The 14120-nt window shown below is 60.6% G+C and carries 11 protein-coding genes and 1 pseudogene; 3 read left to right on the top strand and 9 right to left on the bottom strand.

Annotated features, from left to right (window positions below; all coding sequences use genetic code 11):
- Window positions 1–61: 61 nt before the first annotated feature.
- Both ACLLJI_RS10460 and ACLLJI_RS10455 read left to right on the top strand, forming a co-directional pair.
- A complete protein-coding gene (locus tag ACLLJI_RS10460; protein WP_434612090.1) occupies window positions 62–589 on the top strand; it encodes a DUF427 domain-containing protein in 528 nt (175 codons plus the stop codon).
- 655 nt (window positions 590–1244) lie between these two features.
- Window positions 1245–1448 (top strand): annotated as a pseudogene (locus ACLLJI_RS10455) (IS630 family transposase); the annotation flags it as partial.
- Between the two features lie 31 nt (window positions 1449–1479).
- On the opposite strand, the gene ACLLJI_RS10450 reads toward ACLLJI_RS10455, so the two are convergent.
- The 6 genes from ACLLJI_RS10450 to ACLLJI_RS10425 are packed head-to-tail and all read right to left on the bottom strand — an operon-like array spanning window position 1480 to window position 9569.
- On the bottom strand, window positions 1480–2130 hold the full coding sequence (locus ACLLJI_RS10450; protein WP_434621413.1) for a TetR/AcrR family transcriptional regulator: 651 nt from the start codon (window positions 2128–2130) through the stop codon (window positions 1480–1482).
- Between the two features lie 31 nt (window positions 2131–2161).
- Window positions 2162–4189, bottom strand: a complete 2028-nt coding sequence (locus ACLLJI_RS10445) for a CocE/NonD family hydrolase (protein ID WP_434612088.1) — start codon at window positions 4187–4189, stop codon at window positions 2162–2164.
- A 55-nt stretch (window positions 4190–4244) separates the two neighbouring features.
- Entirely contained in the window at window positions 4245–6119 is a 1875-nt protein-coding gene (locus ACLLJI_RS10440; RefSeq protein ID WP_434612086.1) for a dipeptide ABC transporter ATP-binding protein, read from the bottom strand.
- Window positions 6116–7018, bottom strand: a complete 903-nt coding sequence (locus ACLLJI_RS10435) for an ABC transporter permease (protein WP_434612084.1) — start codon at window positions 7016–7018, stop codon at window positions 6116–6118. Before ACLLJI_RS10435 ends, ACLLJI_RS10440 begins: the two co-directional genes overlap by 4 nt.
- Window positions 7015–7974: an ABC transporter permease gene (locus tag ACLLJI_RS10430; protein WP_434612082.1), complete on the bottom strand. Its 960-nt coding sequence runs from the start codon at window positions 7972–7974 to the stop codon at window positions 7015–7017. Before ACLLJI_RS10430 ends, ACLLJI_RS10435 begins: the two co-directional genes overlap by 4 nt.
- Window positions 7975–7976: 2 nt before the next feature.
- Window positions 7977–9569: an ABC transporter substrate-binding protein gene (locus tag ACLLJI_RS10425; RefSeq protein ID WP_434612080.1), complete on the bottom strand. Its 1593-nt coding sequence runs from the start codon at window positions 9567–9569 to the stop codon at window positions 7977–7979.
- A 133-nt stretch (window positions 9570–9702) separates the two neighbouring features.
- On the opposite strand from ACLLJI_RS10425, the gene ACLLJI_RS10420 reads away from it, so the two are divergent.
- Window positions 9703–11100, top strand: a complete 1398-nt coding sequence (locus ACLLJI_RS10420) for an EamA family transporter (protein WP_434612078.1) — start codon at window positions 9703–9705, stop codon at window positions 11098–11100.
- 136 nt (window positions 11101–11236) lie between these two features.
- Here the strand turns inward: ACLLJI_RS10420 and ACLLJI_RS10415 are convergent, their stop codons facing one another.
- From ACLLJI_RS10415 to ACLLJI_RS10405, 3 genes are all read right to left on the bottom strand, one after another.
- Window positions 11237–11416: a recombinase family protein gene (locus ACLLJI_RS10415; protein WP_434621410.1), complete on the bottom strand. Its 180-nt coding sequence runs from the start codon at window positions 11414–11416 to the stop codon at window positions 11237–11239.
- Between the two features lie 187 nt (window positions 11417–11603).
- Entirely contained in the window at window positions 11604–12353 is a 750-nt protein-coding gene (locus ACLLJI_RS10410; protein ID WP_434612076.1) for an alpha/beta fold hydrolase, read from the bottom strand.
- 560 nt (window positions 12354–12913) lie between these two features.
- Window positions 12914–13855, bottom strand: a complete 942-nt coding sequence (locus tag ACLLJI_RS10405) for a patatin-like phospholipase family protein (protein ID WP_434612074.1) — start codon at window positions 13853–13855, stop codon at window positions 12914–12916.
- Window positions 13856–14120 lie beyond the last annotated feature (265 nt).

Raw genomic sequence — 14120 nt, 5'->3', positions numbered from 1 at the left:
CGCTGGTGCAGCATCTGACGATTGTCCTTGGCATCCCAGCGGACGATGGCAGGATGGGGACATGATTCCTGCTCACGGTTTTTCCGGCTTCTCCCGGCGTCCACAGCCCATTAAACCTAAGGCTGGTCAAGAATCGGTGTGGGATTACCCGCGGCCGCCAAGGGTCGAGCCGCGGTCGGAACGGGTCATCGTGCGGCTAGCCGGCCAGGTGATTACTGACACCACCGATGCAGTGCGCGTCCTGGAGACGAGTCATCCGCCTGTCTACTACTTGCCGTTGGACTCATTCCCTGCCGGAGTACTCGTCCCGGTCCAGGGCACCAGCTTCTGCGAGTTCAAGGGAGAAGCGCACTACTTCGACGTCGTTGCCGGCGGAGTCGTCGTTCCCCGCGCCGGGTGGACCTACCCAGAACCCACCCTGGGTTTCGAGGCGCTCAGTACCAGCGTGGCCCTCTATCCGGGTCACATGGACTCCTGCGAGGTCAGCGGGGAGCAGGTGACCTTCCAGGATGGTGACTTCTACGGCGGTTGGATCACTACGCAGATCGTTGGTCCATATAAGGGTGGTCCGGGCACGGCCGGGTGGTGAGCACATCGCTTCTGCGCGCTGGCATCGACCACCGGGACCAAGCGCATCCGTTGGGTGCCCAGGTGCGGATCCCGAAGTTGCCCGGCCCGCTTAATGATGGGGTGAAGCTCACCCGCGCGCGGTTGGTGTCGTTCCGTGGTGCGACGGTGCCCGATCTCATCGCTGCCGGTATGCCACTGCTGTTCGTCGGCATCATTCCGCGCGGCATTGCACGAGCTGGCCAAACTATTGGCTGCGGATCTCTCGAAGTGACAGCCGAACGTCGTCGGGATTCTCGGAGTTGGACCCGTACCGCCAAGAGTTCGACGCGGCATCGATTTCGGATGTCATGTGCGATATCTCCCAACCCGGGTGCCAGCAGGAGTGACGGTATAACCGTCGCTGGTCAGCTGATCCAGTACCCCGGCGCTCAACCCGATGTGGAAGGAGGAACCCCTGGTTGAGCTGCGAAGTACCGGCCGAAGGAGCTGTCATTTTCTCTAAGTCGTGGACACGAATTTCAGCACTCGTCTACACAGCCCGTCCGTACCCGTAAGTGGCTGCGGATTCGGGCAGGCACAGTATCGCCAAGCAGTTGCATTCAAGAATGATGACGTTGTGGATGTGGGGACGGGGGCACATGTCGTTGTTGGGGCTGGCCCGATCGGTGTGGCCATCTCGGCTCAACCTCGTCGAGCGCTGGTTCCGGGAGCTGACAGACAAAGCACTGCGCCGCGGAGCCTTTCATTCCGTGTCCGACCTGAGCACCAAGATCGAGGAATACCTCACCGCCCACAACACGGAACCCAAACCCCCGGTCTGGACCGCGACCGCAGCCTCAATCCTCAAGAAAGTAGCCCGCGGCCGCGTAGCCCTCGAAACCCATCAAACAAAACCGAGACACACCACTACTACTTGGCCGATTCCACAATCCCCAAGCCGTCCCGCACATGATGCAGAAGGTGTTCCCGTGCTTGGTCAACGCTGATACGGGCCTTCCGTGAATAACACTGGATGGCGAGCCCGTCGACGATCGAACTAACGGAGACAGCGAAGCCCTGGGAGTCCGGACACGTAAATTCACCGCCCTCCACGCCTGCCTCAATGAGGTCCCGCAGGGCGTGCCACCACGCCTCATAGTGGGTGTTCATCCATTCCCCATACGCATCGTCCCGGGCCGCCGCGGACCAAAAGTCCATCCAGATTAACCAGTGGCGCCGCGTGTCAGAATCAGACCTGAACATTCCGCGCAAAAAATCAAGTAGCTTGGTGGACTTGTTCGTTTCACTGTTGGACACAGCTTCGCGCAGCGGCTCATAGAATTCCATCGTTTCAGCCTTGACCACTTCCCACAGCACTTCCTCCAAACTACGGAAGTGGTAGGTTATGGTCCCTGGCGAGACCCCGCAGGCCCTTGAGATGTCCCGGATCTGGACGTTAAAAAGTCCCTTGTCCGCAATGAGGTCGCGTCCGGATTCAATGACCAGCCGCCGGCGGACTTCTGTCGGATGCCGCCGCCGTTCATCCGCCGACTTTGCCCGGGGCCTTGCCCCCTGTTTCATGTCCGTCACGGTTCCGTCTCCCATCCTCAGCCTATGCTGAGGTCCGTTCAATTTGCTTCTCAAATGTCTTTTCGAAATGAACCATTCCGTTCAAGAACGTCTTGACCTTGTTGAAGAGCTGAAAATGAGTGGCGGTTGAACTGATCCGTGATTCCGTCTCGATCCGCACGTTCCAGTCGTCCCTGCCCATCTCAATGACCCAGTTTGCCTCAGCCACGGCGGTCAGCGGGTCATTGCCGGATATCGTGTATCTTTCCACGGCCTGTTCACCATAGTTCATTCCGTTGGGGTAGACACGGTAGCCGCCGTACTTGGGGTCAACCGTAAGGGTCCAGCTGTCGGAGTCAGGTTCATAGCGGACTTCGCGCTCAGGAATTGACGGTGGCGCTGGCTGTGCAACCACGGCCAGCGGCGCGGCCTGCTCGGGTTCGGCAAATGAGGGGTGCGTGCCCGCCAGTACGGCGGGATCCAGATGACCAAGCCGGAGCTCGGAAGAGTCCAGGTCCACCGTGACGGCGCCGAGTTCGGCATGCGGCCACAACCAGGGCCAATAAGTGTTGGACAGAGCGACCCGGAGTTTGTGGCCGGCTGGTACTGTCCAAGAAATCGCTGTCATCTCAATCTCGACGTCAACCCAAGCTCCCGGGGTGAGATCCTGGGCGTGGTTCATTCCCGCGCGCTTGGACAAGTTCAGGGCCCCGCGTGTTATGAGCGTGGACGAGTTATCTGGTGCAACATCGGTTAGGCGAGCCATGATATTGGCACGTATCGTTGTGGCAGCTACGCGCAAACGAAGCGACGGGAAGCCCATGATGTTCAAGTCTTCTTTTTGTGTCACCGTGTCAAAAACAACAGACCGGCCATCCTCCGAACGCTGGTCCGGGGGCAGGTCAGCATCATTGCCAAAGGGGAACCAGCGCCCTGCATCGACGCCGGTGTGCTGCGGGGTGTTCAGGAGAACCTTGTTTTCTGAGTCGGCCGACAAGGTTCGCAGGTCGTGCATGAAATTCAGGGTCACCGGGTGGACTTGCGGCGTCGGCCATGAATCCAGTCCCACCCAGGTCCCTTCACGAACGGGGTATTTGGTGGCAGGCCTCACGGAATCCTGGTGGTAGACCTGCAACGCTGGTTCTTCCATGACGCCGGTGTCCCGGTCCTTGAGCCAGTGGTCCCACCAGCGCAGCGTCTCCTGCAAGAATCCAATGTTTGGCCCGGGAGTCCTGGCGATGTCCGGGTACTGGTGCGACCACGGTCCGATAATCCCACGGCAGGGGGCGTCAAGCTTGTCAACCAGCCGCAACACGGCATTGCGGTAGGGATCGGCCCAACCTCCCACGGCCAGGACGGCCGCCTGGATGTCGGAATAGTCCTCACAGACGGAGCCGTGACGCCAATAATCGTCCCTTTCCTGGTGGGACATCCAGATCTCGCTGAACGGTTGCAGGCCTTCGAGTCGTTCCTGCCACATCCGTTCCCATTTGTCACCGACGTTCCATGGTGCAGGCGGCCTGCTTTGGAAGGCAAACATGGTGGCTGACCAGGCAGACATGTCAATGCCCAACAGTGCGCCACCGTAGTAGTGGACGTCGTCGGCGTACCTATCGTCAGTGGAACACACCGTAACGATGGCCTTGAGCGCCTCGGGACGTCGAGCAGCAATTTGCAGGCCGTTGAAGCCTCCCCATGAAATACCGAACATGCCGACTTTTCCCGTCGACCAGGGCTGGCTGGCAAGCCACGCGATGACCTCCAGACCATCCGATTGTTCCTGGGCGTGGTATTCATCCAGCATGACACCGCTGGAATCGCCGCAGCCCCTGATGTCCACCCGGACCGACGCGTAACCGTGCCCCGCATACCAAGGATGCCGCTGGGCGTCCCGTGATGCGGTCCAGTCGCCCCGCCTGTACGGCAGGTATTCCAGGAGGACCGGGACCGGGTTCTCCGCGGCATCCTCCGGCAGCCATATGGTGGCGGCAAGCTGCGTGCCGTCGTCCATGGGGATGAAAACGTTGTCCAGGACGGTGACCCTTCGGGGAAATTCAGTGGTGATCTTCAAGCTGCGCGTCCAATCATCGTGGTTGAGGTCTGGAGCTGGCTGATACAGCCGGCCGTTAGAGGTGTTCGAGCTTTTCCAGGGGGGCGTGGCAGCGGATGCTGTGCGTGCCGCTCACCTCGATGGCGGGTGGACGCACCGAGCGGCAAATATCCATCACGAGCGGGCATCGACTGGCAAACGGGCAGCCCTGTGCCGGTGGACCTGCAGGAACCTCATCCTGTCCGGGGGCGATCGCCGCCGAATGGTCGTCCCCCACCTCAATTACGGAGGCCATCAGCAAACTGGTGTAGGGATGGGAGACGGAGCCGAAGATTTCGGACACCGTTCCCTCCTCCACGATGCGTCCCAGGTATAGCACCACCACCCGGTCCGCAACGCTGCGGACGACGGCAAGATCATGGGTGATGAACAGGAACCCAATGTTATTTTCCTTGGCCAACCGGTCCATGAGTCGAAGGATGGACGATTGCACGGACACATCCAACGCGGAGACGATTTCGTCCGCCAGCACCAACGAGGGCCCGGCGGAGACTGCCCTGGCGATGCCCACACGCTGCCGCTGTCCGCCGGACAGCTGTCCTGGCAAGCGTTCCGTAAAATTGACGGGCAGGCCCACTTCGGCAAGGGCCTGCTCAGCCGTGAGCCCCTTGACATTGAACAACCGCAGCGGGCGGGTGATGGCATCACGGACGGTTCTCCGCGGATTCAGCGACGTGTCGGCATTTTGGAAAATGATCTGGACCGCCCGGCGCACCGCCTTAGCCCGGTGAGCAACTCTCGGGGCGAGTTCGGTCTGTGCGTTCAGCGTCAGCTGCCCAGCTTGGCGGCCCTGGAGGCCCGCGACAACGTTGGCGATGGTGGATTTTCCCGAACCGGATTCGCCCACCAGGGCAACGATTTCACCCGCATGCACATCCAGGTCAACGTCCAACACTGTGGGTGCACTGCCTGGCTTGGGCTTGCGGTTGTAGTCAACACTCAGCCCGCGGATGGTTAGGACGGGCGCCGTTCCCTGAGGTGCCAACCTCTCGTAGAGCGCACCGTCCACCGGGTGCATCTCCGCACCGTTTTCAAAGGCGTCGATTGCGGCGTCGTCCAGACTGGGCGGGATGCCCGGCACCGTGACGCGGGGGACGCTGGCCAGCAGGCCCTTGGTGTAGGGATGGCTCGGATTGCGCAGGACCGTGCTGGTGTCGCCTGACTCCACCACTTTTCCGCGTCGAAGGACGGCAACATGGCTACACATCTTGTCAATGACGCCCAAGTCGTGACTGACCAGGACCATGGCCATGCCGAGCTCCTTGTGCAGTCGGGTCAGGGTGTCCAAGATCGCCGCCTGGGTGACAACATCCAGGCCCGTGGTCGGTTCGTCAAGAACCAGGAGCCTTGGCCGGGCGGCGAGTGCCATGGCGATGCCGATGCGCTGCTGCTGTCCACCGGAAAATTGGTGTGGGTATTTTTCCAGGGCGGCGGCAGCATCGGGAAGCCTGACTAGTTTAAGGAGCTCAATTGCCCGGGCTCGCCGGGATTCGCGCGTTTCACTGGCTGCGGAGTCAAGGCGAAAGCCTTCGGTCAATTGTTCTCCGATGCGCATGGTCGGCGTCAACGCGGCACCGGCATTTTGGGGCACTAGTGCAACATGGCCGGCCCTAAACGCGCGTAGTTCCTTTCCCGCGAGCTTGAACACGTCGACGCCGTCGAGATGGACCGTGCCGCTGGACACAAACGACGACGTCCGCAGTGAAGCCAGCAGGACCTCGGCCATGGTGGACTTACCGGAGCCGGACTCCCCGACCAGTCCCAGAACCTCACCCTGTCGCAACTGCAGGCTGACGCCACTTAGTACATTGACGCGGCGGCTTCCGGACATGTAGGAAATGCCGAGACCATGGACATCGATTGCCAAGTCTTCCTTTGTCGCAGTAATCATCCCAAAATCTCCTTCATGCGGTCTACACCCAGACTCTTGGCGAGCCCATCGGCGGCTAGGTTCAAACCCACGATCAAGGTTGCCAAGAAGACGATGGGGGCCAGTGTTGCCAGTGGGACCACAGCCATCAGGCTCCTGTTTTCGGCCACCATCAGACCCCAATCTGGGGTGGGTGGGTTGGCGCCAAACCCGAGGAAGGACAGGGAACTGACGAGCAGCACCACCCAGGATGCGCGCATTGCGAACTCAACCAACACAACGTCCAGAATGTTGGGGAAAACCTCCCTGCTCAGGATGTAAAAAACCCCTTCGCCCCGAGCGCGGGCGGCCACAATGTAGTCCTTGGGCATGATGTCCATGGCCGCTGCACGCACAACGCGTGTGACCCCTCCCGTGTAGACGACCACCACTGCGAGCACGATGATCTCAGGTCCGGAACCGAACACGGTGACCAGCACCAGCATGGCCAGAATGGCAGGGACGGCAAGCACCGAATCCAGCAGACGTGTGATGACTTGGTCGAGCCAGCCACCATAAAACGCGGCCAGACCGGCGATTATGGTTCCCAGCAGGACGGCCAGTGCCGTAGACGCGAAACTGACGGTAAGGGCATATTGGCCACCGTAGAGCGTGCGGGAAAGAATGTCTCGGCCCAGAGTGTCCGTGCCAAGAGGGTATGCGCCACCGGGGAACTGCAACACGGCAGCCGGGTTATTCGACGTTGGGTTTCCGGGGGCGATCAGCGGGGCGAACACGGCAAGGAGAACGTGCAGTGTGACCAGCGCAAACCCCAAGGTGGCCGATTTGGAACGAAGGATGGAGCGGATAACCCTGGAAAGGTCGGTCCAAAAACCACGGCCAACCAGGGTGCTTTCGACGACAATAGTGGGTGAAGTCATTTCGAGTTCCTTGGATACCGCAAGCGTGGGTTGAGGAGCGTCGCAGCCAGGTCCGCGAGCAAGTTGCAGATGACGAACGTCATGGCGCCGATCACCGTGATCAACAAGATGGTTGGAAGATCCCTGCTCTGAACGGATTGGATCATCAAGGACCCCATCCCGGGGTAGTTGAAGATGCTTTCCACTACGACCACGCCGCCGATCAGCCAGGCAACGTTCATGGCCACAACGTTCAGGGTGGGCAGGATGGCGCTGGGCACCACGTGCTTGACGACCAGCCTGGCCATGGAGATTCCCTTGAGCCGGGCGGTGTGCACGTAGTCGGTTTCCATCACATCGATGACAGACGTGCGCATCATGCGAATGATGTACGCGGAGGCAACGAACATCAAGGACAAGGCCGGCAGAGGCATGGACGGCGCTAGTTCTGCTATCGTCGCATTCTGCCCAGCCACAACAACCGCAGGGAAGATGGGGATCGTGATGGAGAACATCAACACGAGCAGCGTAGCTACGATGAATTCAGGGATGCTCATCCCGACAAGTGCCACGGTGGATATCAACGAGTCGGGCCACCGGTCGCGGAACAATCCGGCCACAAGGCCAAGGACGAGCGCGAGTGTAAACCCGACAACGATCGTGATGCCTGCCAAAAATGACGTGTTCAGCAAAGCACGTCCGACTTCCGGACCCACTGGCTGACCACTGACCAGTGAGGTGCCGAAGTTGCCGGTAAGCGCATGGCCCAGCCATGTGATGAAACGCTCTAGTGGTGCCTGGTCCAGTCCAAGCTGCCGCCTGAGCGTGAAAACTGCTTCTGGTGTTGCGTTCTGTCCCAGAATCTGGGTGGCCGCGTCTCCGGGCAGGGCCTGCATGGCGCCAAAGACAAGCATGGTGGCCAGCATGATGGTCACCAACGCCCAGCCGAGCCGCGGAAGCACGAAACGAGTGAGCATGATTATCCGGCCAACCCGATGTTGATGTAATCGAACTCAAAGCCGTGCTCGTTGTAGCCGGCGACCTTCTTGCTTAGACCCACCAACCTGTCGGCAAAGAACGGCGTTAGGGATCCGCCGTCGTCGATGAGGACCTTCTGAGCATCCTGGTAAAGGGTCTTACGCTTGGCGTCATCCACCGTGGCCCGTGCTTGGTCGAGAATCTTGTCAAAACTCGGGTTCGCGAACGCGTTCTCATTGTAGGAGGAACCGGAGCGGAAGATCTGGTTCAGGAGCTGATCGACGGGTCGCCCGGTGTACCAGTAACTGGTCATTAGGGGTTTCTTCATCCACACATCCGTGTAGTAGGAATCTGCAGCTGAGGTCTTCACATTCAAGGTGAATCCGGACCCGGCAACGCTACCCTTCATGGCCAGGGCCAACGGAGTCAGGACAGAATCGTAGGTGGACGTCCAAATGTCCAGCGCGAGGGAGTCGTGGCCGGCCTTCTTCAGCAGCGACTTGGACTTCTCCGGATCGTAGTCGAGTCCGTAGTCCAGGTAATAGGCTTCCGTGGGCGGAACCGGGTTGTTGCGGGCGACCGTCGCGTTGCCATGAACGGCCAGCTGCGATACGTCCTTGGGGTTGTAGGCATGGGCCAAGGCCAGACGTACGTTGGGGTCCTTGAACTCCGGAGACAGGTTGAGCATGGGAACCGTGTACCACTGGGCATTTTTGACGGAACTAACCGTGGCCGTGCTTGAGGCAAGCACCGTTTGGGACGTCGCGTAATCCAGGTTTGTCTGCGAGATCAGGTCAACTTGGCCGGCAAGCAGGGCGTTCACGCGCGCCTGCGTGTCCGGAATCGAAGAGAACTCGATGGAGTCCAGCTTGGCCTTGTCGCCAAAGTAAGCGTCGTTGCGGGCAATCTTGCCTGGCCCTGCTGCCGTGAAGGACACGAGCTTGAAGGGGCCCGTGCCGATGCCCGATGCTCCGATGGTTGCTGCCGATCCGGCCGGTATGACATAGCAGTTGTAGCCGGTCATGAGGCTGGCAAACTCGGCGTTGGGAGAGGTCAGCGCCACGACCACGGTCACGTCATCCTTGGCCGTGGCAGAGGTGGCCGTGATGAAGGGTGAGAGAACGCCGGCCTGCGGGCTCTTGGTCTCCGGATCGAGCATGTGCGCGAACGTATAGACCACGTCCTGAGCCGTGAGCGGCTTGCCGTTGTGCCATTGGACGCCCTTTCGCAGATGGAAGGTCCAGGTCATCGCATCTTTGGACGTCTCCCACGATTCCGCCAGATCCGGCTGGACTGCACCCTTTTCGTCAAGGCGGACCAAGCGGTTGTAGATGGCACCCAAGTATTCGTACGCGGAAAGCGAGCTCGCTGGATCAAGAGTCTCCGCCTTCGACGCCGGAGGGCGGGCAATCCTCAGCGTTCCACCGGACTTGGCCACCGCCCCGTTGCCGCCGGACGAGGCCTGTGGAAGGGCGGAACCGCCTGATCCACAGGCAGTCAGGAATGCCGCAGACACAACGGCAAGACCGGAAACCGTCAAGACGCTGCGCCGCGACACCATGCCTTTTACTGCGCGGTTGTTCAAATGATCCATCTGCCTTGCCTCCATGTGACGAGTACTACACTGGACGATCTATTTGCTGTACTGTACAAATAAATCGGTCAGAAACGCAATAGTTTCAAACCAGAAAGCAATAAATATTCGGGAGCAGGTGGGTGCCACGTCTGTGCAATTTGTCTGGATCCGGCGGCCTGACGTGCTGATGGTCATTACCTCGGCACCCACATACGTGGCCACTAGCGAGGTCCTCAAGGTCTTGAACCCGCTGGACTTGACGCCGGTCCGTTTCCTGCTTGCCGCGGCAATCTTGGGCGGCTACTTCCTGCTGCGGAGGCGGAAGCTGCTGCTGCGCAAGGCAGATGTGCTGCGCGTAGTGGGGATTTCGATTCTTGGCTACGGCGCCTACGGAACCTTGCTCAACCTTGGGCAGACCACAGTTCCAGCGGGGACGGTCAGCCTGCTCTTGAACACGTCCCCAGTGTTTGCGTTCATTCTCGGCTATCTGGTGCTTGGCGAGCGAACTTCTCGCCGCGGGATCCTGGGGATGGCAATAGCCACGCTCGGCGTAGTCATCATCACCCTGTTCGGGCCGGGAGACCTCGGATTCGACTGGAACGCCATGGTCATCCTCGCCTCCGCCCTGATTCTGGCCGCGTTTCTCATCTGGCAACAACCCCTGCTTGCCCGCATCCCACCCGTGGAAATGGTGTTTTGGGGGTGTCTGGTTGGTGGCATCGCCACGCTCCCGACCGCCACCTACGATCTCCACCGCCAAGCCTGGGGGCTGACCACGCTCATTGCGCTGGTAGTTCTCGTGGTTATAAGCACAGTGCTGGCCTACTCCCTATGGAACCTGACGCTGGCGGGCACCAGCGTGGCCGAGGGTGGTTCCCTGCTTTTCGCTGTGCCCATCTTTTCCCTCATCCTCGGCTGGCTGCTTCTGGGCCAAGTACCCACCAATGCGTCAATCGCAGGCGGCTGCATTGCCCTGGCCGGAGTCGTGCTGCTGGGCCGCGCACATAACATCCCGCACCATCCCGACAAGGAAGAAGAAGTCATGACCACGCACCCCGTCGTCGAGGACGTCATCACCGTGTCGATCCACCGCGACAACGCGGAAGCGCTTCGCATGGCCGTAGACCAAGCAGCGGAACAGGTCGGGGCCAGGCTGGCCACGATCTCACTCTGGCGACCCGGGCAGGCTGACCTAGTGCGCGTTTACAGCTCAATGCCCGACATTTACCGATTTGGCGGTGTCTCCGCCGAGCTGGGTCTCGACTGGACCGAGCAGTGCGTGGTTCGCCTGGAATCCTTCATTGCCGAGTCCCCGGAGGACTTGGAAACGGACGCCTTTGAGCACCACGACACCTTAACAGCGCTCCGCCTGGGCGCAGGCATCAATGCCGTCATCCAATTGGACGGGCAGTTCCTGGGGTGCCTGAACCTAATGGATACACCCGGCAGCTACACGCACGCTGACCTAAACACAGCCCAGGCAATCGCGGACGGGCTGGCGCCGCTGTTGAATGCCATTTCCACCGCGATGGGTTCGGTCAGCTCCTGAGTGAGCGGGGCGGCCTAGTACGACTGGCATTTTTGAGGCATGTGCCCTGTTCGGTGGGCATCATTCCTGTTCTGCTTCAAAATGACTGTTTTCCGGGGGAGCTCTTTCTAGGGAACTGCTTCACCTGGCTGATCAATTAGGCCGGACGTGTCTTCGCCAGGCTGTCGAGCGCTCGATAAATCTCGGGTCGTGAGGCTCGCTCTCCGGATGCACCGTGATCCAAGGTGAGGTCATCGCGTCGTACGCCGATGTCCCCAAGGTCTGCCTGCTGCCGGTCGGTGGACTGCTGCCGCGTCGAAACGCGTGCGTAGCCGATCAGTCATTTCATGGGCTGCTCCAATGTGTCTCGTAACTAACGGTGAGTACACCGATTCAACCAGAAGGTTGTGAGACATAGTTAGGAGAATCGTCGTTCGTCGTCGAACTTGTGCGATTCCGCGAAAGCTGGACTATTGCATTCGCGGCGATCGCTCGTTCGGTGAGACGCCTCGTATCACTACGGCTCACTCGAGGGAATCAAAGAACGCCGTCACATCGGACGCGACCCGATCCGGGCATTCCCACAAGACCAGATGCGCCGCATCGGGGTAAACCTTCAGGACCGTGCCGGCTATCCGGGCTGCCAGGGTTTCCTGGTCGCTCCGTGGCAACAAGCTGTCATGGTCGCCCCACAAGATCAGTGTGGGTGCGTGGATGGTTCCCGACTTAGTTGGCGGCGGGGCGTTGCCTAGGCCATGCAGGATGCCCTTCCAGGCGTGGGCGGGCATTCTAACGCCGTCACGTATCCGGTCCTCAATAAACCAGGAGGGAACCGCACGCAGCAGTGGATACCAGGACAACGAATCCCGGACCCAGTCCTCGTCGATGGGGTCCGTCAGGCGGTCCACTTCATCGGCGAACGGGACCCGTCCGTGGAGGCTCAGGGGCGAGCCCACCAGCACGAGTGCCGCGACCCGCTCGGGGTAAGCGACGGTCAACTGCTGGGCGACGTAGCCGCCGCTGGAGGAGCCGAGAACGAAGGCCTTCGGAACGTTGAGGGCGTCAAGAATCGCGGCGGCGTCCTCGGCCTGTTCCGCAAGGGAGTAGCCCGACTCCGGTTTGTCCGCGTCGCCCTGCCCGCGGAGGTCGGGGGCGTAGACCCTGAAGCCAGTTAGCAGCGGTACCAGGCGGTCGAAGCAGCCGCGGGATTCGCCCCATGGATGCAGCAGCAGCACTGGCCGCGCGTCGGCGTCGCCCTGGACGAGACACGGCACCGTGATGCCTGTCCGGAGCCTAAAATCCCGGACCTCGGATTCCATAGCCTCAAGGTAGCCGCGCAAGTGGACCGTGGGCAAGGCTCATGCCAGACGCTGAGGCTCAGTAGAGGATGTGCTGGTAAAGGACGTGGTCCTGCCAGGTGCCTGCGATCTTGAAGCATTCCAGCCAGTAGGCCCCCGATTTAGGAGACATGCCCTGGCCCCTCTGCCAAACTGAACGAACTCATCAACGTTGCACTAGCCACTTGAGACCACCCGAGCATGGTGTCAGAAAATTGGGCAAAGCCCAGCGAGAGAATCGGCAGAAATGTCTCATAACCCAAATGTCTCATAACCCATGGGTTTCGAGGCACAAGAATTACGAGACACTTCAGCGTCTGGTTTAGACGGAAAACGGGTGATTACGAGAAGACTATTCATTGGCTTCGCTTACGAAACCAATGATGAAACGGATACCACTTCCCCCAGAGGCCACTTCCCCCGCTACGCCGCAGTTGCACGAAAGGTGAGCCGAATTCTGGCGCTGACGCCTACCGAGTCGACTGGGTCCGTAGGCGTCAGCGCCAGAATTCGGTGAGCTGCTCGGCGAGGGCTCTGCCTTGGTCGTAGCCGGCTCGAGCGGCGGGCGGACGCGTCGACGGATCCATCACATTGTCGCCGAATGCGTCGCGGGAGTTGCTATCCGGGAAGATCGTTTCGGCTCTGCTGCCGCCTGCGCGCAGTTCGTCGACCTGTGTTCTGAGATGCATGCCCCAGTTTAGCGGCGTCCGTGATCTGCCGCCGAATGGTGACAGCACCAGCACCCGCCCGTATCCGGCTGCCAGATCGGCATTCTCGGCGTTAGATCGGTAGCCGCCGTCGATGTATCGGTTGTCGCCGATACTGTAGGCGAAGCCACTGGCACAGCTGGCGGCCACGGCGTCCACCAAGTCGACCCCGCTGTGGCGGTCGAACACGACCGGTTCTCCGGTATGGGCATCGACCGCCGTGATGAGCATCCGCCGTTGCGGCCAGAGCTGATTGGGCAGCCGAGCGGCGACGGTAGTGCGCCACTGCGTTTGCGCAGACCTGTGCGACGCCGCGTCCGTCTCGAGCGCCGCCGCGCCCATCCTGCGGCGCATGTCGGCCGCATCCTCAGCGGCACCGATGATTGCGCTCGTTTTCTCCATGTGGTTCGCCGCCCGCCCAAGCGGAACGCGTCCACCGTCAGATCCGACCGGAGCAGTCCGTAGCGGTGGCACCTCGGCAAGGATGGCGGCAAGCAGTTCGGCCGGGTTCGCGCTAGTTATTTGGGCCGCAGTCGTCGATCCGGCCGACGTCCCGATGATCAGATCGGCCTCGGTCACATCCAACCCGGCCTCAAACAGGCCGGCGATGACGCCGATCAGCCACGCATTGCCTGCCGATCCGCCACCACCAAGGACCAACGCTGTACCGGAGGGGTGTTCCGAGACGCCGTCAGCGGTCGTCGCCGAGGTGAACTGAAGTGAATTATGCATGGTTCGTAGCTTTCTGAGAGTGCGTGCAGCGCTCCCCGCGACGGCTACGTCAGTCGCGCGATCGTGAACTCGAAGGAGCGCCCAGAGTGGACAGTGTGTGCATCGGGCTCACCTCCTCGAATCGTGTCACGTTCGCCGAGTAGTCTACCGGTTTGGGCTCCGTGTGCCAACGAATTCGACTGTTTCACTCGTGGGCGGGCGTTGCCGAGATCAAAGCTCTTGACGTGGCACTTGTTTTTGCAAGTGTTGTCTCGTTCGCATACAG

It is taken from the genome of Arthrobacter sp. A5 (assembly GCF_051131705.1).
GTDB lineage: Bacteria > Actinomycetota > Actinomycetes > Actinomycetales > Micrococcaceae > Arthrobacter_M.
Note: the sequence above shows the minus strand (reverse complement) of the source record. Positions and strands in the feature narration are given on the sequence as shown.

What these genes read in the sequence shown, in the direction of transcription:
- ACLLJI_RS10460 (WP_434612090.1), top strand. Translation starts at nt 62, where the DNA reads ATGATTCCTGCTCACGGTTTTTCCGGCTTCTCCCGGCGTCCACAGCCC.
- ACLLJI_RS10450 (WP_434621413.1), bottom strand. Translation starts at nt 2,130, where the DNA reads ATGAAACAGGGGGCAAGGCCCCGGGCAAAGTCGGCGGATGAACGGCGG.
- ACLLJI_RS10440 (WP_434612086.1), bottom strand. Translation starts at nt 6,119, where the DNA reads ATGATTACTGCGACAAAGGAAGACTTGGCAATCGATGTCCATGGTCTC.
- ACLLJI_RS10435 (WP_434612084.1), bottom strand. Translation starts at nt 7,018, where the DNA reads ATGACTTCACCCACTATTGTCGTCGAAAGCACCCTGGTTGGCCGTGGT.
- ACLLJI_RS10430 (WP_434612082.1), bottom strand. Translation starts at nt 7,974, where the DNA reads ATGCTCACTCGTTTCGTGCTTCCGCGGCTCGGCTGGGCGTTGGTGACC.
- ACLLJI_RS10425 (WP_434612080.1), bottom strand. Translation starts at nt 9,569, where the DNA reads ATGGATCATTTGAACAACCGCGCAGTAAAAGGCATGGTGTCGCGGCGC.
- ACLLJI_RS10405 (WP_434612074.1), bottom strand. Translation starts at nt 13,855, where the DNA reads ATGCATAATTCACTTCAGTTCACCTCGGCGACGACCGCTGACGGCGTC.